Here is a 20,971-nt window from a genome sequence, read left to right as displayed (position 1 = left end):
AACCTCAAGCACTCAACGACGCCGATAGCTTCGCGAAGGTACGCTCGTCCGTGCGGTCGAAGTAAAGCGGCGTCACCGATACGCGCCCCGAAGCGACCACAGCCGTTTCGCTATCGGGTGCGTTCTCGCGCGGGCCACGCTGGAATCGCAGCCAGTGGTATTCGAGGCCGCGCGGGTCGACCTGCGGCAGCACGTCGATACCTTCCACGAGGCCCACGCCCTGCTTCGTCGGTGTCAGCGGACCCGCCGCCGACGCATCGACATCGGGGAAATTGACGTTCAGGCAAACGGGCGCATCGTGTTCGATGGCCAGCAACTGGCGGATCGCGCCCGGCGCAAGTGCGCGTGCGGTATCCCAGCGCACGTTCTCGCGGTCGCGGAAGACCTGACTCAATGCAATCGACGGCAGCCCGAGCAGCAGCCCTGTCATCGCCGCGCCGACGGTGCCGGAGAACATCGTCTCGACGCCGAGATTGCCGCCGCGATTGATGCCGGACAGCACGAGCGTCGGCGGCGTGTCGCGCATCAGATGACGCACGGCCATCACGACGCAATCGCCAGGCGTGCCCACCACGCCGAAGCGACGCTCGCCCTGGCGGCTCACGCGCAGCGGTGAATGCAGGCTGATCGAGTGCGACGTGCCGCTCTGATCGTGCTCGGGCGCGACGACCCATACTTCGTCGGCGAGCTCGTTGGCTACGGCTTCGAGCACGGCAAGGCCGGGGGCGTCGATGCCGTCGTCGTTGGTGAGGAGAACGCGGGGGACCTTGCTGAAGGATGCAGACATGACGTGAGATACCGGTAACGGACGGATGCCGTTACGCTACCACAAGCCGAACCGGGTTCACCGGTTCGGCTTTTCGCTTCACATCAGAAGCGATGAATCACACCAAGGCCAAACGCAAACTGACTGGCCGTCGACGACGGCGTCGAGTTGAAGCCATCGCCGATACTCGCCGTTGCGTCGATGATCTGCCCCGCGCCGTTCGTGCCGAGCGTCTTGCCATTCGCGCGTTGATACGCTTCGAGCGCATAGAGGCCCGTACGCTTGGACAGCGAGTAGTACTGGGACAGGTTGAACTGCTGATACGACGCGCTATCCGTAATGCCATTCGCGCGAGTCGCACGCGTATAGCTGTAGCCCGCGGCGAAGTCCCACGTCACAGCCGGTTTCCAGTGCAGCACGGCGCCAGCCGTGTTGAAGATCGCCGTATCGGTGAACTTCGAATTGATGCCGGGAATGTACTGAACGTTCGAGTACGTCGCCGTCACGTCCCACGCGCTGTTGAACGTATAGCCGCCACCGACGGCAAAACGCTGCTGCGCGCGCGCCGTCTGATAGCCGTTCGTCAATGCGGACACGCCGATCTGCGAGCCGCCGTTCGTCGTGGTGGAATCCGCGCCCCACGCGCCGCCGCCGGAGGTCGAATTGTTGATCCGCGAGAAGCCGACCGCGAGACCGATCGGGCCCAGTGCGTACTGGACCGCCGTCGTCCACGTCGAGCCCTGATTCACGCTGCCTGCCACGCCGCCGAGCGAATACGAGCCGCTCACCGTCAAACCGTACAGCTTCGGCGACGTGTACTCGAGCGTATTGTTCGCACGATAGATCGTGTCGAGCCCGTCGATATCGCCAGGGTGCGCGCCGTAGAAGCCCGTGATCCAGGTCGTCGGGCTATACGGCGACAGCAACTGGTAATACGAAGCGTACTGGCGGCCCGCTGTGAACGTACCGTAGGTCGGATTCGTCACGCCGACATACGCAAGACGCCCGAACATCGCATTCGTGTACTGCTGCGCGCCCGTTCCCGAATTAAAGCCCGACTCGAGTTGAAAGATCGCTTTAGTACCGCCGCCGAGATCTTCCCCGCCTTTCAGGCCGAAGCGGCTGCCCGCCCACACGCCCGGCGTCATCTTGACGACCGAGTGCCCGCCGCTCGTCGATCCAAGCGACGTCGAACTGCTTTGATAAGCCAGTCCGTTATCGACAATACCGTACAGTGTCACGCTGCTCTGCGCAAAAGCCGGCGCGCCGCCAACGATTGCCGCGCCAATGACAACCGCCTTGACGCTACTGGTACTCCTCTTCATTCTTATGACCTCCATCTTCCTGGTTTTTGCTGCTGTTTGAGTTCTTTAAAGCGCTTCGCCGTTATGTTCTGTATTGGCTCAATTTCCGCTTCACCGTCAAAGCCAGCGGCACGGTAAAGAAGAAGTGAGACATGAATCCGCCAATCACGACATTCGGATTCGAGTAATCCGGGTGGTTATCCGAGACGACAATGATTGCGACGTGCATCACGATCCACGCAAGCACGGCGTAAAAGAGCGCGACAAAAGTCGCTTCGTATCCGCGACGTTGAAAGTACGGCCAGATCAGCGCGAACAGCACGCCCCACGCAAGCGCAAAGACAAAGTGAATGCCCGTGCCGACGACATACGCCCACACGCCGATCGATTCCTGCACCGCCTTGCCGAACACCAGCCCCGTCGCGTTACGCGGAATACCCGCGAGCGGCATCAGGTGCTGGATGCCGACCCAGACCACTGCCTCGTAGATCCAGATGATCACCGCGCCGAGCAAACCGGCTGCCAGTCCCGCGCGAATCATCGCGGCCAGGCTTGGCCAGCCTGAAACGTTCAGCGCTGCATTGCCGCCGAGTTCTTTTCCGCTAATGCTGAAGTTGCCAGCCATCTCGTGTCTCCTCATGCCGGTTTAAACGTCGGGTGCTGCGAAAGCCGATGGCGCATCGCCATCGGCGAACTTCACGTACTAACTTCAGACATCGGCGACCGGGCTTGTGATGAAGCGCAACGCAACGCGGTTCATCACGATCGCAATGGCGGCAATCACGGCGGGCACGGCGAGCACCGAGAACACGGTCGCAAAGCTGAAGCCCAGCGAGAGCAATGCACCGCCCACGAGCGAACCCAGAATCCCGCCAAGCCGGCCAAAACCCAGCATCCAGCTGACGCCCGTCGCACGGGCACGTGTCGGGTAGCAGCTCGGTGCGAGCGCGTTGAGGCCCGTTTGCGCGCCGCTCATGAAGAAGCCTGCACACGCAACGAGAACGGGCAGCGTGCCGGATTGAAGCGTGCCCATGCCGAGCGCGAAGATGAACACGCCGCCCAGCAGATACGAGAAACCGATCACAGCATTGCGGTCCATCCGGTCCATCGCGAAGCCGACGGCCACCGCGCCGATCGTGCCGCCCAGCTGGAACATGCCCGTGATCGCGGCAGCACGTTCGACAGGCAGGCCCGCGTCCTTGATGAGCGTCGGCAGCCAGCCCGTCAGCAGATAGATGATCAGCAGGCCCATAAAGTACGTGACCCACAGCATCAGCGTGCTCATCGCGTAGCCGTCCGCGAATAGCATGCGCACGGGTGCTTTCTCTGCAACGACAGGTTCCGGCGCGGTAAAGCGAACGTCGTCAGCAAACCGGTGTCCGCATACACGTCCCAACGTGTGTGCAATGCGCTCCGTGACGGCCTTGCGCACGAGCATCAGACGCGCGGACTCGGGCAGCAGCCACAGCAGCAACGGCAAGCTGACAATAGGCAGAATGCCGCCGAACATGAACACCGCGCGCCAGCCGAAATGCGGAATCAGCCACGCGGCGACGAAGCCGCCCGCGCCCGAGCCGAAGTTGAAACCGGTGAACATGATCGTCAGCAGCAGCGAACGGCTGCGCGACGGCACGTATTCGGACAGCAGCGTCGTCGAGTTCGGCATCGCGGCGCCGAGACCGAGGCCCGTGAGAAAGCGCAGGATGACGAGCGCGGTGGGTGTCTCCGCGAAAGCGCAAAGCAGGCTGAAAAAGCCGAAGCAGAACACGGAGCCAATCAATATTTTCTTTCGCCCGATGCGATCCGCCATCGGTCCGGCGACCAGCGCGCCAACCGCAAGGCCGACCATCGCGGCGCTCATCACGGGCCCGAAGGCGGCGCGGCTCACGCTCCAGTCGTGCATGATGACGGGCGCAACGAATCCCATGACGGCCGTATCGAGCCCGTCCATCGTGACGATCCAGAAGCACAGCACAAGCACGAGCCACTGGTACGCGGACATCTTGCGTGCGTCGATGAACGCCTTGATGTCGACTGATTCTGTTGGTTTCATAGATGTCTCCGAAAAAAGGTTCCCCGCCCCGGGCTTCTGTCGAACCCGGGGTTTTGTTGTATCGAAGGAGAAAAGCGACTACGGAAGAGTCAGCGGTGTCGTTCGCTACACCGCGTCAGATACCCGGCGCGTCTTCAGGAATGCTTCGCATGTTTCGCCTCGCATGCTGGCGTACATGCCGAGATTTGTGATCGTCACAGTCGGCACATTCGACGTTCCGATACCACTCATAATCCTTGCCATTTCGATGTCTTCCGTTACTTCACGCTGCGCAGCGCTCGCGCGCCAGTCGGATGGGCCGCGGTCTTCGTACTTCCTGGACTTGCGGCTATCTTGGGATACAAAGATATAGAAACGGCATCCATTCCCGGTAGTGCGGGTAAACCACATGAAAGGCCAGTCAGATTCGGTAAGACAAGGCTGAACGCGACGATCGAGCAGGTCAGCCCCGGCTCGATTGCCCGACAGATCAAGCTCTGTGGTATCCCGAGACGTGGAACGCTCAGTTCGCTTCGCTACGGGCAGACGTACACGCCGATAAACAGAACAGATGGCAAGCGAATCAAGTCGCAATGCGTTGTGAAGGCGTTGTTGCGCGATCATGAGCGCCGTTATACTGACCAACCGATGAGTCGAAACACATGAACGAGACAACCCAGCAAGCGATTGTTCAAACGCTGCGAGAAAAGATCCTCGCAGGCGAACTGGCGCCCGGCCAGCGTCTCGTCGAGGCGCAACTCGCGCAATGGCTCGGGGTATCGCGCACGCCGCTGCGCTATGCGTTGAGCGTATTGGCAAGCGAGGCGCTGCTCGAACGCTCGGGCGCACGCGGTTTCGTGGTGCGGCGCTTCAGCGTGCGCGACGTGCTGAATGCAATCGACGTGCGCGGCGTGCTCGAAGGTCTCGCCGCGCGGATGGTTGCGGAGAGTGGCGTGTCGGTGGCGCTGGCCGCGTCGCTGAATGCCTGTCTGCGTGAGGGCGACGAGATTTTCAACGCAGGCGCGTTGAAGCATGGCGACGACGTGCGCTATGCAGCGATGAATGGCCGCTTTCATGCGCTGATCGTCGACGCCGCGCAGAACGCCGCAGTCAGCGCCGCGTTGAGCCTGAACGACAAGATTCCATTCGTCGCGCCATCCACCATCGCGTTCGACGAATCGGCGCGAGACCGCCAGTTCGCAATGCTCTCGTATGCGCACCGGCAACATCATGCGATCGTCAACGCGCTCGTCAACGGCGAAGGCGCGCGCGTCGATGCGCTTATGAAGGAGCACACGCATATATCGAAGGAAAGCCTCAATCTGTCGTTGCCCACGCTGCATCTGATCGCGGGCGCGGCATGATGGCAATTGCGGCTTTTAGTACTTTTTTGTGGCCCATTCCGTGAGCAGCAGAGATCTTCTCAACATCGCGCAATTGCGCGCCTTCAAACTCGTCGCGGATACGGGCAGTGCGACGCGCGCGGCTTCCGCGCTGTTTCGCGCGCAATCGGCTGTAACGCGCTCGGTGCAGGAACTCGAAGCAGCGCTCGGCGAAGCGCTGTTCGACCGCAAGCCTTCGGGCATGCTGCCGACACCCGTCGGCCGCGCCGTGCTGCATCGCAGTGAGCGGCTTTTCACGGAACTCGAAGAACTCGCGCAATGGTGCGCCGCGCGTCAGGCGCGCCGCCGTCCTGCTGCGGAAGGGTCGTTGCCCGCCTATCTGCTCAATACGCGGCGACTGCAACTGTTCGCTGCGCTCGCGCGTCACCGGCACATGCCGAGCGCGGCAAAGGCGTTCGGCATCAGTCAGCCGGCCGTGAGCACCGCAATCCGCGTGCTCGAAAGCGGCTCGGGACTGCAACTGTTCCATCGCAATCCGCGCGGCATCCTGTTGACCGAGGAAGGCGAAACGTTCCTGCTGCACGTGCGCCGCGCGCTGAACGAGTTGCGCCACGTACCCGACGATATCGCCGCGCTGCACGGCTACATTCAGGGCGCGGTGACGGTGGGCGCGCTGCCACTCGGGCGTACGCTGATCCTGCCGAAAGCGATCGCGAGCATGAGCGCGAAGCATCCCGGCGTGCGCATCATCACCGACGAGAGCGCGTACGAAACGTTGGTCGCGGGGCTGCGCGCGGGCGACATCGATTTCATTCTCGGCGCGCTGCGCGAGAACGATGCATCGAGCGGGCTATTGAACGAGCGATTGATGTCGGATGAAATGGTCGTGCTGGCGCGTCGCGCGCATCCGCTGGCGAACGCACGCGGGCTGACGCTCGCCGACCTGCAAAACGTGCAGTGGATCGTGCCGCGCAGCCACGCGCCCGCACGCGGGCTGTTCGAAGCGCAATTCAAGCGGATCAAACTCAAGCCGCCCATGCCGTCCGTCGAAACGGCGGACCTCGCGGTAATTCGCGGCCTGCTGCTCGGCACGGACATGCTCGCGGCACTATCCGCGCAGCAATTGCACTATGAGTGTCAGTCGGGTGAACTGGTCGTGCTCGACGTGAAGCTGCACAACACGCGGCGCGATATCGGCCTCACGATGCGCGGCGCGGGGACGCCGTCCCCGGCCGCGCGCGCGTTGATCGACGCGATACGTCTTGCCGTCGTCGACGTTGCGCGCACCATCAGCATGGCGGAAGCGTAAGCCGCGCGATGCTCCGCGCGGCAGCTACCTGAAGTCAGCGTCTCGCGCGCGAGAAGCGGCACCAGCTATGGTGATCGAGATTCTTCAGCAATTCCGCGCGCGATCGCTCGCGACGGTAGTGCTGCACCACCGACAGCAACGCAATCAACAGCACGGATCCTCCAAGAACAGTCACAATCCATGTTTCGTTCATTGCCATCCCCTGTGACAACTACGCCTGCAGCGTCGCACCATGTTTTCAGAGCGGGCACTGTCCGGCCTTCGGACAATTGCCTGCATTGATGCATTGCTCGAAAACCAGTTCGCGGTATCGACCTGCATCGCGATCCGCTGGCGTACGCGGCCCAAAAGTCCGGTTCACGACGACGATCTGGTTCGTACACCGGCATTGATAAAGCTGTTGTTTTGTCTCCACCACTTCTTCCTTGTCGGGCCCTTTCCGCTTTCTCTGGACTGCGTAGGCCCTGTTTTTGTCGATACAAAATCAGTTCATATGTTGGCCGCCGTTCACGGCCAGGTTCGCCCCCGTAATGAAACCCGCATCGTCCGTACACAGGAACGCAACGAGCGCGGCCACTTCTTCCGGCTTGCCCAGGCGGCCGGCGGGAATCTGCGGCAGGATCTTCGTGTCGAGGATTTCCTGCGGAATCGCCGTAACCATCTTCGTGGCGAGATAACCGGGGGAAATCGTGTTGACGGTCACGCCCTTGCGCGCCACTTCGAGCGCGAGTGCCTTCGTGAAGCCGTGCATGCCCGCCTTCGCCGCGGCATAGTTGGTCTGCCCAACCGATCCCTTCGAGCCATTCACCGACGAGATATTGATCACCCGTCCCCAACCGCGCTCCATCATCATTTCGCACACCGGCTTCGTCATGTTGAAGACGGAATCGAGATTCGTGCGCATGACGGCGTCCCAGTTCACCTTGTCGAGCTTGCGCAGCGTCATGTCGCGCGTAATGCCCGCATTGTTCACGAGGATGTCGACGGGACCGATCTCCGCCGTGATCTTCGCCACGCAGGCGTAACACGAGTCGTAGTCGGCGACGTCGACGGAATACGCGTAAAACGCGCGGCCTGAGGCTTCCATCGCGGCAAGCCATTCGTCCGAGCACGTGTTGCCGGGCGAGCACGTCACGACCACGCGATAGCCGGCATCGTGCAAACGGACACTGATAGCCTCGCCCAGACCACCCATACCGCCCGTTACCACAGCAATTCGATTAGTCATCCTTTACACCTGTCAGTCGTTCATTGCGAAGCTTCCCGATCGTCAACCGGCTGGTTCGCAGATACAGCCGTTGACTGGTCTCCCCGACTGATCCTTTATGTCGCCGCTCACTGCGGCGCGCGCGTTTCGCGAGTCACTGTGACGTCGCGTGTCGGTAGATGGTTCGGCGTACGCCTGTGCTTAGGTGATTAATCGACAACCGCTTTGTGAGGACGCGTATCGGCCTCGGTGCGCGCGGCGCGCGCAATTACCTCTTCGGTTTGCTGTTGCGCGAGCGCTTCGGGCGTCGGCGCAGTGGAAAGCGCCGTCGCGACAGCCGACGTCATGGCGGATGCTGCCGCTTGCGTGCGGCTCTGGAATGCATCGACGGCGCAGCGCAGATGGATGTCGTTCTTTTTCGCTTGTGTTTGTCCGACTTCCTGAAGCGCTACGTTGAGCTGCGAAACGATACGGCCCAGTTCCTGGCCGTAGTCCGCAAATAGCGACATGCCGTTATTGACCGCACTCCATTGGATTGCGGCCCATGCGTCCAGCGTGCGAGCGTTGCTGACCATGCTCATGGTTTTCAGCGCCTCGCCGTTCAACTGGTTAATCGTCTGCAGATTCAGCGCGACGATAGACTGCACTTCGCGAACGAAGGGATTGGCCCAAGCGTGGAGAGCGGACATGCCGGGCTCCCACGCCGAAATGACACCTACGGAATTCCGTGTGTTCATGACGCGACTCCGTTAGTCTTACTAATTAGATCCATGCCACATGCACAGCGGGGCCGCGCTGTTTCATGCGAATAGCATGTGTGTTCGCAATAAACGTTTGTTTGGTGCGAAGCACAATTTGAAGCGTCATTCTAAACACATCATTTGACAATCATTAAATGGTCTTTAGTAGGTAGTTACCCTAGGTTTTAATGTCGAATTCCCAAATGTTGATACAAATCATGGCTGATTACGTTTCAGCGGCACGCTAAAGATGCAACCAGTACATGTCGGGAATCGCACGGTCCTCATCCGACAGGAACGGATTGTCCAGACGAATGATTTTCCGACTCGCCAGATTCGTGCGCTTCAATGCGTTCTGGATATACGGATGCGTGTTGAACAGCTTCAGATACGAGCCATCACGCCAGGCCGCCGCGAAGCCTCGCGCGATCGTCGCCGCGAGCCGCTCCTGATTCGGCGACACATAGAACAGAAAATCTGAGCGATACGCGAGCAGCAAACGGTTCTCGACGGCGAGACTCGGCTCGGTCTCCTTGCGCGACTCGACCTCCGGGTACGCTTCGATCGCCCCACGCGGAAAATAGTCGACGCGCCGGCCTTCGACCATCTTAAAGATCGTTTCGTAACTCGATGTCGTCTGCACGGCGAGACCCGCGTTGCGCATGATCTCGGTATCGATCCAGCCCAGCCCTTGAACACCCGTCATCGAACGCAGATCGTCGAGCGTCTCGATCCGGTCGAAATCGGGCTGCCGGTCCTGCCGGATCAGAAACACCCGATACCCGATCAACCCGCGATGAATCGGAATATGTACGACGTTCAGGCCGCGCTCGGCCTGCGCGTCCATGCTGGTCCAGTGCAGATTGATGGTCGTGCCGCTCGCGAGTTCGGCGAGCGCACGGCCGCGCTCCATCACGAGTTCGAGCTGCCGCGTCGAATAGGACGCGTTGGCCGCTTTCATCGCGAGATCGAGCGTGGCGAGCGCGAACGCGGCATGCACATCCCTGCCCGGCCGGATCTGTGGATAGATGATTTCGAAGTGCTCGCCCGGTGCGGACCGTGCAGCGAGCGAGGCGCCCGCAGCACTTGCCGCGGCGAAAAGGAAACGCCTGCGATGCATAAGTACGAGTGACGAATACGGGAACGTGTGGTCGCACGATATCGAGCCTGCTCAGATCGTGTCACGGAGCATAGTGGCATCGACATTCGGACAAACCCGCTGACATATTGCAAACGCAATACTTACTCGAAGCCTTCAATCGCTTCGGGCATGTTGAACCTGCTTTTTGCAGCTATTCGACGATCAGTCCGTGGCGGATCGCGTACCGGATCACCTCGGCGTTGTTCGCGAGGCCGAGTTTCTGCATCAGTCGCATCTTGTGTGTACTAATCGTCTTTGCGCTGAGCGCGCACGTGTCGGCGATTTCGTTGATGCTCTTGCCCGCCGCCAGCATCTGTAGCACCTGAAATTCGCGGTCGGACAGAACTTCATGGGGCGGCATGTCGCCGCGATGCGTTTCGAAGACCATCGCATCGACGAGCTTCGGATCGATGAAGCGTCCGCCGTCTGCGAGCTTGCGAATCGCCGCGAGCAGGACATCGGGGTCGCTGTCTTTCGTCAGATAACCCGTCGCGCCGGCGCGCAACGCGCGCGACGCGACCTGCGCCTCGTCGTGGATGCTCAGCACCAGCACGGGCAACGCCGGCTGCTCGGCCCGCACGCGGCGGATCAGGTCGACACCGCTGATGCCCGGCATCGTCATGTCGAGCAACAGCAGATCGACCGCGCAACTGCGCAGCTTGTCGACGACTTCGGCGCCGTGCGCCGCTTCCGCCGCGACGATCATGTCGCTCGTCGTCGCGATGATCTGCCTGAGTCCGCCGCGGACGATCGCGTGATCGTCTGCAATGAGTATCCTGATCATAGTTTGAGCCCGCCATCGAGCGGAATGTGAATCGAAACCGTCGTGCCGGCGCCCTGCGCGCTGTCGATCGACAGCGTTGCGCCGATCAGCCGCGCGCGCTCGTTCATGCCGAGCAGTCCATACGAATAGTCGCGGTGCGCCGCCTCCAGGTCGAAGCCGCAGCCGTTGTCGCGCACATGCAGTTCGAGTTGGTCCGCGGTCGAAATCACCGACACGTGGACACGCGTGGCGTTCGCGTGACGCGCCACATTGGTCAGCGACGCCTGCACGATGCGGAACACGGCCGTTGCGTGTGCGTCCGACAGCGCGGGCTCGCCGCCTTCGATGCGCAGTTCGCAGGGAATCGCATTGCGCCGGTTGAACTCGTCGACGAGCCATTCGAGCGCCGACACGATGCCGAAGTTGAGCGCGGCGGGTCGCAAGTGGCTCGCAACGTTGCGCACCATCCAGATCGTGCCTTCGACCAGCTCGCGCATGTCGTCGGCCTTTTTCAGCGATTCCGGGTCGTGCGCGAGGCGCATCTTCAGCAGCGAGACGTCCATCTTCAGCGCGGTCAGCAACTGGCCGAGTTCGTCGTGAATCTCCATCGCGATGCGCTTTCTCTCCTCTTCGCGGATCGCTTCCATGTAGGCGGAAAGCTCGCGTTGCTGCTCGCGCGACTCGACCAGTTCCTGTTCCATCTGCTTGCGCCCGGTAATGTCGTTCAGGCCGACATAGATGGCGGGCGAGTCGTCGTAGGTCGCGACGCGCGCGGTCGCCATTGCCCAGAACTGCGTGCCGTCCGGACGGCGGAACCGGACTTCCGTATCGCGCAAACTGCCCTCCGTTCGCAGATGGCCGATCAGCCTCTCGCGTTCGACCGGGTCCGCGTAGAAGTCCGCGATGTTAGCGATGTTCAAGGCCGTGCCCTCGCGAATGCCGAGCAGCGCGCGCAGCGGCGCGTTCGTGTACAGGATGCGTCCATCCGGCATCGACGTGATGCACAACGGCACGGGGCTCGTTTCGACGATCGCGCGAAAGCGCGCCTCGCTTGCCTGCAAGCGCGCGTCCGCGCGGCGGCGTTCGTCGATCTGCGCCTGCAGGTCCGCATTCGCGCGTGCCAGTTCTTCCGTGCGCAACGCGACGCGCCGTTCGAGATCGTCGCGTACCTGCTCGAGCGCCGCTTCCGTTTCCTTGCGCACGGCGACTTCGGCCAGCAGTTGCCGGTTCTGCGCAACGAGTTGCTTGTGCATCGCGCGCAGTTCGAGATGCACGCCGACGCGCGCGAGCATCTCGTCGACGCGCAGCGGTTTGGTCACGTAATCGACACCGCCCGAGGAAAACCCTTCCACGCGGTCTTCGTTGCCCGTCAGCGAGGTCATGAAGATCACGGCGATATCGCGCGTGCGTTCATCGCGCTTGAGCCGGCGACAGGTTTCAAAGCCGTCGATGCCGGGCATCTTCACGTCGAGCAGAATCAGATCGGGCTGCGCGAACGCCGCGCGTTCGAGCGCCTCGATGCCGTCGAGCGCAACCAGCACGCGGATGCCGCGCGCCTCGAGACTGTCGACGACCACGCCGACATTGGCGGGCGTATCGTCGACGATCAGGATCGTGCCCGACGGCGCGGCGGACGCAGCGAGGTGGCTCATGATGCCGTATTCCCTTCGAGATACCGCTCCACCAGTTGCAGGATCGCCTTCGTCTGCCAGGCGCGCGCCAGTTGATGCAGCCGCGCAGCAAACGCCGCGTGCGACGGATCGCTCGCCGCAATCCGCTCCGCCCATTGCACGATGCCGCTCATGTTGCCGTCGCGCGCGAGCTGATGCAGCTCGCTCATCGCGTCGGCGGGAATGTTGGCTGGCGGGGTCGCCGGCATCGGCGGCCCGGCTTGCGGCTGGACCGCTTCGCGAATCCAGTCGATACCGAGCAGCGCCGCGATCCGCGCGAGCAGCACGTCGAAATCGACCGGCTTGTTGACGAACGCGTTCGCACCCGCTTCGAGGCTCCTCGCGCCGTCCACGCCGAACGGCGACGCCGAGATCGCGATGATCGGCGTGTGCGCGAACGCGGGCATCGCGCGGAAGCGGCGCGTCGCGGTCAGACCGTCGATGCCGGGCATCACGATGTCCGTGAGTATCAGATCGGGATGTTCCGTTTGCGCGAGCGCGATGCCGTCGGCGCCACTGGCGGACTCCACGGTGTCGAAGCCGATGCGCGTCAGCAGCTCGACGACGACCGCGCGGTTGATCTGCACATCGTCGATCACGAGCACCTTGCGGCGCGGACCTTGATAGCCCGTGATGATCGTGGCGGCACCCATGACACCTCCGGCGCGCGCGGCGGCCGGATCGATGAGCGCGGCCGGCAACTCGAACCAGAAGACGCTGCCGCCACCGGGTGCGCTTTCGACCTTCACTTCGCCGCCCATCGCGCGCACGAATTGCCGGCTGATCGCGAGGCCAAGCCCCGTGCCGCCCGCGCGGCGTTCCGCGCCGCCTGCCTGTTCGAACGGCATGAAGATTTTCTCGTGATACTCGGCGGCAATGCCGATGCCCGTGTCGTGGACCTCGAAGCGGGCCGCGCCGTTTTCCGCGCGCCCGATAAAGAGGCGCACGCTGCCCTCATCGGTGAACTTCACCGCGTTCGACAACAGATTGAGCAGCACCTGCCGCAAACGGTGTTCGTCGGCGCGCACGCCGCCGGGTGCATCATCGGCAACCGTGCATTCGAACGCGAGCTTGCGCTGCTCGGCCTTCACGCCGATGATCTCGCGAATCGTGTCGACGAGGCCCGCCAGCGGCACGTCGCAAATCTCGATACGCAGCTTGCCCGCTTCGACCTTCGCGAAATCGAGCGTTTCGTCGATCAGCGACAGCAGATGCTCGCCGCTCTGCTGGATCACGGCGACGCCGTCGCGCTGACGCAGGCTGAGCGTACTGTCGCGCCGGAGAATCTGCGCATAGCCGAGAATGCCGTTGAGCGGCGTGCGCAATTCGTGGCTCAGGTTCGCGAGGAATTCGCCCTTCGCGCGATTGGCCGCTTCCGCCATGTGCCGCGCTTCACGCTCGACGGCCGCTTCGCGTTCGTCGAGATACGCGCGATGCAGCCGCATCCCCATTGCGTTGAACGCCGACACCACGCGGTCGAGTTCGTCCGGCTCGCGCGGCGGCTTGCGTTGCAGAACGAACGGGTGCTGCGGCTCGTGAAAATCATAGTCGCTGACGCTGCGCGCTATCGCCGCGAGGTGCCGCGTGAGAAGCCGCCACAGAATGTAAAACGTGAACAGCGCGACGAGAAACGTATTCGCGCCCTGGCTCACGAGTATCACGAGCGCCGTGCGCGTCAGGTCGTGATAGAGGTTGGCGAGCGTCGCCTCGACATACAGCGTGCCGATCTGCTCGACCTTGTCCTGCACGCGGTACATGATCGGGAACTCGCGGGCGACCGTCATGCGGGGCATGCGCTGGCCCACGCTCACGACCATCGCAGAGCTGGCGGAAGGCAGCTCGCGCACTTCCGCCGCGCGGATATCGGCGAGCCGCAGCATGCCTTCGAGTTCGAGCTGGAGTTGCGGCTCGTCAAGGCGCCAGAGCGCTTCGCCAAGACTGTCGCGATTGCTGCGGTCGATATCGACGAGGCGGTTCTGGATCTGCTCGACGCCGCGCTGATAGTCGCGAAACAGCTGCACGGCCGTGAGGATCAGCGTGATCGCGCAACTGAACGCGAGCACCGTCCCGAGCAGCCGCAGCACCACGCTGCGCCGCACGTAACGGAGTCCGCTCCACCCTGCGTCGAACCTGTCGAGAGCCATATCCCCCCGCGAGTGCTGCCGTTCTGGTTGTCTTATTCTGCACTCGATGCCAAAGCGCGGTCCATCGGCCCGATCCAGCGGCCAGCCGCCTGAAACGTCTGTCCTTCTACCCCGCCGGTTCCGGCAGTTCGCCAAACGCCTTCAGTCTGACCGTGCGCACCGGCCGTCCGACGAGTTCGTCGATCAGATCGGCCATCTCGCAGAGCGCCTGAAAACCGTGTGCGTCGAGCTGGTCCGCGTGATAGCGCCGCAAATCGCACATCGTTTCGCCGAGGCGTCTCAGCGCCGCGGGCGTGCTTTCGATCAAGGGCCAGCAGTGCATCAGATACGCAAGCGCCGTCACGCTGCGCGATTCGCACCATGTGTCGAATAGCTGCAGACAGAGCGAGTTGACCTGCTCCACGACATTCTCACGCTCGGACAGATAGGCAATCATGACGCGTCGGCTCGATGTTGCATTTCAATGGCTCATGATCCGCGACCACTATTTGTGTCACAGTCAGCACCCGCTGTAAAACCCGCGTGCGACATCCTGATTCGCGTGTCAGGAAATCCTTAACGCCGCGCGTGCCCGCAAGCCGCTGTCGGTACGTAAAAACCCTTGTACGTCAGCAACTCACGCTCCGCTTCCCAGGGAAATCCTGACGCTTCAAATCAGCATTTCCTGAATACACAATCCGCCGCTGCCGATTGGTGGTGCATCGTGTTAGCCCTAGCATTGGGTCATCGGGCATGGGGGAGACGCACATGTATGACGACGCTTCGAACGCTCTGCCGCTGTATGTGATCGATTTGCGCGCGTGGATTAGCGACTGGTACGACCATGCGTTCAAGGTGGGACTCGTTCACCCGCCCTTTACGCTCGACGAATCGACAGCCGACCGGCTCGAAGGTTATTTCAAGGCGGGATTGACGCCGGCCGAGGGCGCGATTGCGTTCTTCGGCGTCGTGCATTGAGGGTTGGGCATGAGATTCGATGAATTCGACGCGCGCCTGTCGCGGCTGCTACGGGCGCTGCCCGATGGGACCATCGCCGAACTGACGGACGGGATGATCGCGTGGTGGGGCGGCGCGCGGACCGTCTACGCGTGGATCGGCGACGGCGGCCGCGACCAGCCGGGCGCGCGCGAACTTGACCTGGCCGACGACTGGGGCCAGTTTCACGACTGGCTCGCGGCGTGGATCGACGAGCCGCGCTTCAGCACACGGCCCGAGAAGCTTGGCCGCGATACCGCGCAGACGGACGCGTGACGCGCGTTCTGCACGCGCTTCACCCGCCGCGCCTGGGTTTTCGACCTCACACGAACGGCGCTTCATCCGCCGCATGCTGCTCGGTCTTTCCGACGCGCTTCTTCATCGACGCCGGATCGCGCACGATCGTCACCGCGCACGGCGCGTAAGCGAGCACCTGACGCGCGACGGAGCCGATCAGCCAGCGGTCGAACGGCGTATGCCCACGATGCCCGACGACGAGATGATCGATGCCGTGCTGCTCCGCGTAGAGCACGATCTCTTTCGCCGGCTGGCCGATCACGAGATCGAACTCGGCGTGATCGTTCGATGACGTGAGCTTCGCCTTGATGTCGTCGAGCACTTCGTTCGCGTGACGCAACTCGTAGTCGACCATTTCCTTTCTTTCGAGCTCGATCGCGCCCCAGTCCGGCGCGCGCGCGACGACGAGCACATGCAGGCGCGCATCGAAGCGCTTCGCCAGATCGACTGCGAACGCGACGGCGTGCCGCGCGGACGGCGAGCCGTCATAACCTGCCAGGATGTTCTGCATGATTCGCTCCCTTCCGGTTTGAACCGGTGCGAGCCTTGATTGAGCGGCGCCTTCGCTGTTGGTCAGTTGTCGTCGCTTCGGCTCGGAAGATGCTCGTGCGGGACGGGCTCGGCCGCGTCGGCGTCGGGAACGTCGTCTTTCGCGGGCTTGGCCGGCTGCTTGCCGGATGTCGTTTGCGCGGGGTCGAGAGGTTTGGCGGTCGGCTCAGCGGACGGATCGGAGGGCATGGTGTGCTCCTGCGCTGATGAATGCTGTACTTTCCATGATAGACCGCATTGCGGCGGCTGTTTGCGCGAACCACGGCCCCAGCAAGATGCGCTTTGCGGCGCTGCGCAAAACGGCGCGCACGGGCGTGGATAGGAACGGCGTGCGCCTGTCGCAGCAGGATCGTCCTAGCCTTCGCGCCGACTGAATGCCAAAGTGACGGGCGTATCCAGCCAGAGGAGCTTTCGTGTCCACACCCGAACCGCTTTCCGCCCTTTCCGCGCCTTCCCTTTCCACTGTTACCTTCCGGCCTTTCACGCCCGATGACATCGCCGCCGCGCACGCGCTGTCGCTCGAGGTCAAGTGGCCGCATCGCGCCGACGACTGGCGCCTGGTCGCCGATGCCGGCAGCGGCTTTGTCGCGCTGAGCGGGGATCGCATCGTCGGCACGGCGTTGTGCTGGAAGTACGGCGAGAACGGCGCATCGCTCGGGATGGTGATCGTCGCGCCGGACCAGCAAGGTCGAGGCATCGGGCGCGAGTTGATGGAGCGTCTGCTCGAAGTGCTTGGCGGACGGACCACGGTGTTGCATGCAACGCCAGCCGGCCAGCCGCTGTACGAGAAGCTCGGCTTCCGCGCAATCGGCACGATCAACCAGCACCAGGCCATCGACTTTCACGTGCCGCAGATCGTGCTGAAACCGGGCGAGCAAATGCGCCCCTTGCAAGCCGCCGACACGCCCCGTCTGATCGACCTTGCTACGCGCGCGAACGGCCTTGATCGCAGTGCGCTGCTGCCTGCTCTGCTCGATGTTGCGCGGGGCGTTGCGCTGGAGCGCGATGGCGTCGTGCTCGGCTTCGCATTGCTGCGGCCGTTTGGCCGTGGACACGCGATCGGGCCGGTTGTCGTAGAGAACTCCGTAGACGAATCGACGCGCCGTGCGCAAGCGCTGATCGCGCATTGTCTCTCGGAGAACGCGGGCGCCTTCACCCGCATCGACACGCCCGGCGACAGCGGCCTTACGTCGTGGCTCGAAGAACTGGGCCTAAAGCGCGTCGACACTGTCATCAAGATGTCCCGCAACGGCACGCCCGCGAGCGATCCTTCTGTCGTGCAGTCCGCTATCGTCAATCAGGCACTTGGTTAAATCATGACGCTTCTCTACAAGGCCGATCCCGAACGCGGCAAGTTGTGGGCGCAGCACTTCGCGCAAAAGGCGCCCGAGATTCCCTTTCGGCTGTGGCCGGACGTCGGCGATCCGGCCGCGGTACGTTATCTCGCCGCGTGGCAGCCACCTGACGACCCGGCGCGCACGTTGCCGAATCTCGAAGTGATCTTCTCGGTGGGCGCGGGCATCGATCAGTTCGATCTGTCGCGCGTGCCACCGCATATTGCTGTGGTGCGGATGATCGAGCCGGGGATCGTCGAAGGCATGGTGGAGTATGTGACGCAGGCCGTGCTGACCATTCATCGCGATCTGTTCGATTATGCTTTGCAGCAGCGACAGCGGGTCTGGCGTGAGATGCCCGTTAGGGCGGCTTCGACGCGGCGCGTCGGCGTGCTGGGGCTTGGGATGTTGGGCACTGCCGTGCTGGAGCGTTTGCGGTTGTTTGGGTTTCCGTGTGCGGGGTGGAGTCGTTCGGAGCATCGGATCGAGGGTGTTGAGTGTTTTGCGGGCGTTCAGGCGCTCGATGCGTTTCTTGCCCGGACGGATGTGCTTGTGTGCCTGCTGCCGCTTACCGATGCGACGCGCGGGCTGCTCGATAAGCGTCTGTTCGGCAAGCTGCCGAAAGGGGCTTCGTTCGTTAATGTCGGGCGCGGTGCGCAGGTTAATCAGCAGGATCTGCTCGATGCGCTCGATAGCGGGCAGTTGCAGAATGCCATTCTTGATGTGACGGATCCTGAGCCGTTGCCGGAGTCGCATCCGTTTTGGACGCATCCGCGGGTGAGGATTACGCCGCATATTGCAAGTGCTACTCGGCCTGAGAGTGCCGTCGACGTGGTGCTGGAGAATATTCGGCGGCGGCGCGATGGGTTGCCCATGGTCGGGGAGGTTGATCGGAGTCGAGGGTATTAAGGGTTTTTGTCTGCGACGCTGGAGGTGGTTTTTTGCCTTTGCGGCGCAGGCGTTGCCGTCTGGGCTTTTTGTTTGCCTTCGCGGCGCGGGTGTTGGGTTTGGTTTGCTTGTTCTTGCGCTGGCATCCGCGTCTTGCCTTCGTGCTGCATGCGTCGCCCCTGTGGGTTTGCCTTTGCGCTGGCATCCGCGTTTTGTTAGCGTGCTTCACGCGTCGCCCCTGTGCGGGGCGGCACCTACTTTTCTTTGCCGCCGCAAAGAAAAGTAGGCAAAAGAAAGCGGCTCACACCGCTAATTCTTGTGTTCGCCTGAGGGCCCCCACAGGGTCTTACGCTTCACACGGCAATCACGTGACCCACGTTCGTTGCCAGCGCTCTTGCGCTGCGCCTCACCCGCTTCACGCGCCCGCGCTGCACCACGCCGCGCCAGATATTCCACGGCCGCCCAGGTGGCAAACTGTGTGTAGGTTGTCGCGGCGTATAGCTCGGCGCTCTTACAGGGTGGAGCGTGCGCTATCGGGTCCGAAGTGAGGCGTGCGAGGCACTACGGCCTACACATAGTTTGCCACCTGGGCGGCACATACCATTCGCTGCCGCTGGCCCAAGTACGGGTATCCGAAGCGGGTGAGGCGTTCATTCGAAGCGTTGGCAACGGGCACTAACCAGGGCACTGCCGTGCGAAGCATGGGAACGTTGGGGGCCCGTGGATAAGAACACGGGCTGGCGGTGTTAGCCGCTTTCTTTTGCCTACTTTTCTTTGCGGCGGCAAAGAAAAGTAGGTGCCGCCCCGCACAGGGGCGACGCCTGAAGCACGCTAACAAAGCGCGGATGCCAGCGAAAGAGCAAACCGCGGATGCCATCGCAAAGTCCAAACCCCCGCCCAGCGTCGCAGACAAAAAAAACCCGCCACAGCACAAAATGCTGCCCCCACCCCCAAAAAAACCACATCCACGTCATTCAAAGATTAATTTGGCGAATCGCGCGCCAACCCCCTCTCTGTAGTATGAAACGGTCCGCCTCCCACCCGCGAAAGCGAAGAAACGAGAAAACGAGACCCACCTCATGCCAAACCGATCCCTCATCGAATCCGACCGCAAACACCTGATCCACCCCGTAGTCAGCTATCGCGCACACGAAGCGCGCGGCGTCACCGTGCTGGAATCCGCGCAAGGCGTCTACCTCCGCGACATCGACGGAAACGAACTGCTCGACGCCTTCTCAGGCCTCTGGTGCGTCAACACCGGCTACGGCCATCAAAGCATCGTCGACGCAGCGACAAAACAGATGGCCCGTCTCCCCTACGCGACAGGCTACTTCCACTTCGGCTCCGAGCCCGCCATCGAACTTGCCGCCAAACTCGTCGAACTCGCGCCCGCGTCGCTGCAGCATGTGTACTTCACGCTCGGCGGATCGGATGCCGTCGACTCCGCGTTGCGCTTCATCACGCACTACTTCAACGCGACAGGCCGTCCGTCGAAAAAGCACATCATCGCGCTGCAACGCGGCTATCACGGCTCGTCGTCGATCGGCGCAGGCCTCACCGCGCTGCCCGCGTTCCATCGCAACTTCGACGTGCCGCTGCCCACGCAACATCACATCCCGTCGCCCTACGCATACCGCAACGATTTCGCCGACGACGCCGCGCTGATCGCCGCCTCCGTCGCTGCGCTCGAAGCGAAAGTCGAAGCCCTCGGCGCGGACAACGTCGCCGCCTTCTTCTGCGAGCCGATCCAGGGCTCGGGCGGCGTGATCGTGCCGCCTGTCGGCTGGTTGAAGGCGATGCGCGAAGCCTGCCGCAAGCTCGGCATCCTGTTCGTCGCCGATGAAGTCATTACGGGCTTCGGCCGCACCGGCCCGCTGTTCGCGTGCGAAGCGGAAGGCGTCGAGCCGGATCTGATGACGGTCGCCAAGGGCCTCACTGCCGGCTATGCGCCGATGGGCGCGGTGCTGATGTCCGATGCCATCTATCAGGGCATCGCCGATGGCGGCGACGTCACGGCGGCGATCGGCCACGGGCACACGTACTCGGCGCACCCCGTGAGCGCCGCGATCGGTCTCGAAGTGATGCGCCTCTATCATGAAGGCGGCCTGCTCGCGAACGGCATCGCGCGTGCGCCGCGCTTCGCGCAAGGGCTCGATGCGCTGCTCGCGCATCCCCTCATCGGTGATTCGCGACATCGCGGTTTGTTGGGCGCGCTCGAACTCGTCGCCGACAAGGACACGAAACAGGGTTTCGACGCGGCGCTGAAACTGCCGGACCGCATCGCCACGGCCGCGTATGCGAACGGCCTCGTGTTCCGCGCGTTCGGCGACAACATCCTCGGTTTCGCGCCCGCGCTGTGCTACACGGAAAGCGAGTTCGACCTGCTGTTCGAGCGCCTCGAAAAGACGCTCGACGACGTGCTCGCGCAAGCCGACGTGCGCGCCGCGCTGAAGGGTTCGATCGAATTTAAACGCCGCGCGGCTGCGTGATAACATCGACCGACCCTTCG

At 62.6% G+C, this 20,971-nt stretch carries 24 protein-coding genes; 7 read left to right on the top strand and 17 right to left on the bottom strand.

The window, feature by feature from the left end:
• Positions 1 to 4: 4 nt before the first annotated feature.
• From surE to C2L65_RS46755, 5 genes are all read right to left on the bottom strand, one after another.
• Positions 5 to 787, bottom strand: coding sequence for a 5'/3'-nucleotidase SurE (gene surE / locus C2L65_RS32580; protein WP_042306052.1), 783 nt, complete (start codon positions 785 to 787; stop codon positions 5 to 7).
• An 83-nt stretch (positions 788 to 870) separates the two neighbouring features.
• Entirely contained in the window at positions 871 to 2,091 is a 1,221-nt protein-coding gene (locus C2L65_RS32575; protein ID WP_042306053.1) for a porin, read from the bottom strand.
• A gap of 61 nt (positions 2,092 to 2,152) precedes the next feature.
• A complete protein-coding gene (locus tag C2L65_RS32570; RefSeq protein WP_042306054.1) occupies positions 2,153 to 2,695 on the bottom strand; it encodes a hypothetical protein in 543 nt (180 codons plus the stop codon).
• Between the two features lie 84 nt (positions 2,696 to 2,779).
• Complete coding sequence (locus C2L65_RS32565; RefSeq protein WP_042306055.1) at positions 2,780 to 4,123, bottom strand: MFS transporter; 1,344 nt, start codon at positions 4,121 to 4,123, stop codon at positions 2,780 to 2,782.
• A gap of 105 nt (positions 4,124 to 4,228) precedes the next feature.
• A complete protein-coding gene (locus C2L65_RS46755; protein WP_233446698.1) occupies positions 4,229 to 4,726 on the bottom strand; it encodes a hypothetical protein in 498 nt (165 codons plus the stop codon).
• 38 nt (positions 4,727 to 4,764) lie between these two features.
• Between C2L65_RS46755 and C2L65_RS32555 the strand changes: the two genes are divergently transcribed.
• Together C2L65_RS32555 and C2L65_RS32550 are read left to right on the top strand one after the other, a co-directional pair.
• Positions 4,765 to 5,466 carry a GntR family transcriptional regulator gene (locus tag C2L65_RS32555; protein ID WP_042306056.1) on the top strand — a complete coding sequence of 234 codons (702 nt, stop codon included), beginning with the start codon at positions 4,765 to 4,767 and terminating at the stop codon, positions 5,464 to 5,466.
• 40 nt (positions 5,467 to 5,506) lie between these two features.
• Entirely contained in the window at positions 5,507 to 6,754 is a 1,248-nt protein-coding gene (locus tag C2L65_RS32550; RefSeq protein ID WP_042306057.1) for a LysR family transcriptional regulator, read from the top strand.
• 34 nt (positions 6,755 to 6,788) lie between these two features.
• Here the strand turns inward: C2L65_RS32550 and C2L65_RS46260 are convergent, their stop codons facing one another.
• From C2L65_RS46260 to C2L65_RS32515, 9 genes are all read right to left on the bottom strand, one after another.
• Entirely contained in the window at positions 6,789 to 6,947 is a 159-nt protein-coding gene (locus C2L65_RS46260) for a hypothetical protein (RefSeq protein WP_007583207.1), read from the bottom strand.
• Between the two features lie 45 nt (positions 6,948 to 6,992).
• On the bottom strand, positions 6,993 to 7,169 hold the full coding sequence (locus C2L65_RS45730; RefSeq protein WP_156132270.1) for a hypothetical protein: 177 nt from the start codon (positions 7,167 to 7,169) through the stop codon (positions 6,993 to 6,995).
• A 69-nt stretch (positions 7,170 to 7,238) separates the two neighbouring features.
• Positions 7,239 to 7,982 carry an acetoacetyl-CoA reductase gene (gene phbB, locus C2L65_RS32545; protein ID WP_042306058.1) on the bottom strand — a complete coding sequence of 248 codons (744 nt, stop codon included), beginning with the start codon at positions 7,980 to 7,982 and terminating at the stop codon, positions 7,239 to 7,241.
• 188 nt (positions 7,983 to 8,170) lie between these two features.
• Positions 8,171 to 8,698, bottom strand: coding sequence for a phasin family protein (locus tag C2L65_RS32540; protein ID WP_042306059.1), 528 nt, complete (start codon positions 8,696 to 8,698; stop codon positions 8,171 to 8,173).
• A 247-nt stretch (positions 8,699 to 8,945) separates the two neighbouring features.
• Positions 8,946 to 9,821, bottom strand: a complete 876-nt coding sequence (locus tag C2L65_RS32535) for a type 2 periplasmic-binding domain-containing protein (RefSeq protein WP_042306060.1) — start codon at positions 9,819 to 9,821, stop codon at positions 8,946 to 8,948.
• Positions 9,822 to 9,993: 172 nt separating this feature from the next.
• Positions 9,994 to 10,626, bottom strand: coding sequence for a response regulator (locus C2L65_RS32530; protein ID WP_007583214.1), 633 nt, complete (start codon positions 10,624 to 10,626; stop codon positions 9,994 to 9,996).
• Positions 10,623 to 12,257, bottom strand: coding sequence for a response regulator (locus tag C2L65_RS32525; RefSeq protein ID WP_042306061.1), 1,635 nt, complete (start codon positions 12,255 to 12,257; stop codon positions 10,623 to 10,625). Before C2L65_RS32525 ends, C2L65_RS32530 begins: the two co-directional genes overlap by 4 nt.
• Positions 12,254 to 14,419, bottom strand: a complete 2,166-nt coding sequence (locus C2L65_RS32520) for a hybrid sensor histidine kinase/response regulator (protein WP_042306062.1) — start codon at positions 14,417 to 14,419, stop codon at positions 12,254 to 12,256. The genes C2L65_RS32525 and C2L65_RS32520 overlap by 4 nt, the downstream gene beginning before the upstream one ends.
• A 106-nt stretch (positions 14,420 to 14,525) precedes the next feature.
• Positions 14,526 to 14,855, bottom strand: coding sequence for a hypothetical protein (locus C2L65_RS32515; protein WP_007583219.1), 330 nt, complete (start codon positions 14,853 to 14,855; stop codon positions 14,526 to 14,528).
• 311 nt (positions 14,856 to 15,166) lie between these two features.
• Between C2L65_RS32515 and C2L65_RS32510 the strand changes: the two genes are divergently transcribed.
• Together C2L65_RS32510 and C2L65_RS32505 are read left to right on the top strand one after the other, a co-directional pair.
• Positions 15,167 to 15,376, top strand: coding sequence for a hypothetical protein (locus C2L65_RS32510; RefSeq protein WP_007583220.1), 210 nt, complete (start codon positions 15,167 to 15,169; stop codon positions 15,374 to 15,376).
• 9 nt (positions 15,377 to 15,385) lie between these two features.
• Positions 15,386 to 15,670, top strand: a complete 285-nt coding sequence (locus C2L65_RS32505) for a hypothetical protein (protein WP_007583222.1) — start codon at positions 15,386 to 15,388, stop codon at positions 15,668 to 15,670.
• A gap of 46 nt (positions 15,671 to 15,716) precedes the next feature.
• Here C2L65_RS32505 and C2L65_RS32500 read toward each other — a convergent pair whose 3' ends face one another.
• Both C2L65_RS32500 and C2L65_RS46255 read right to left on the bottom strand, forming a co-directional pair.
• Complete coding sequence (locus tag C2L65_RS32500) at positions 15,717 to 16,202, bottom strand: universal stress protein (RefSeq protein ID WP_042306063.1); 486 nt, start codon at positions 16,200 to 16,202, stop codon at positions 15,717 to 15,719.
• Between the two features lie 62 nt (positions 16,203 to 16,264).
• On the bottom strand, positions 16,265 to 16,429 hold the full coding sequence (locus C2L65_RS46255) for a hypothetical protein (protein WP_167306545.1): 165 nt from the start codon (positions 16,427 to 16,429) through the stop codon (positions 16,265 to 16,267).
• A 224-nt stretch (positions 16,430 to 16,653) separates the two neighbouring features.
• Here C2L65_RS46255 and C2L65_RS32495 point away from each other — a divergent pair, with 224 nt between their 5' ends.
• Entirely contained in the window at positions 16,654 to 17,553 is a 900-nt protein-coding gene (locus C2L65_RS32495; RefSeq protein WP_042306064.1) for a GNAT family N-acetyltransferase, read from the top strand.
• Between the two features lie 3 nt (positions 17,554 to 17,556).
• Positions 17,557 to 18,483 (top strand): 2-hydroxyacid dehydrogenase, encoded by a 927-nt coding sequence (locus tag C2L65_RS32490; protein WP_042306065.1) that lies wholly within the window; start codon positions 17,557 to 17,559, stop codon positions 18,481 to 18,483.
• On the opposite strand, the gene C2L65_RS45725 is transcribed toward C2L65_RS32490, so the two are convergent.
• Positions 18,480 to 18,632 (bottom strand): hypothetical protein, encoded by a 153-nt coding sequence (locus C2L65_RS45725; RefSeq protein ID WP_156132271.1) that lies wholly within the window; start codon positions 18,630 to 18,632, stop codon positions 18,480 to 18,482. The two genes, C2L65_RS32490 and C2L65_RS45725, sit on opposite strands and share 4 nt — an antisense overlap.
• Before the next feature lie 909 nt (positions 18,633 to 19,541).
• Between C2L65_RS45725 and C2L65_RS32485 the strand changes: the two genes are divergently transcribed.
• Entirely contained in the window at positions 19,542 to 20,951 is a 1,410-nt protein-coding gene (locus C2L65_RS32485; protein WP_042306066.1) for an aspartate aminotransferase family protein, read from the top strand.
• The last annotated feature ends 20 nt before the right edge of the window (positions 20,952 to 20,971 follow it).

This window comes from Paraburkholderia terrae (assembly GCF_002902925.1).
In the GTDB taxonomy this organism is placed as follows: Bacteria; Pseudomonadota; Gammaproteobacteria; order Burkholderiales; family Burkholderiaceae; genus Paraburkholderia; species Paraburkholderia terrae.
This window is presented reverse-complemented; position numbering and strand designations above follow the sequence as displayed.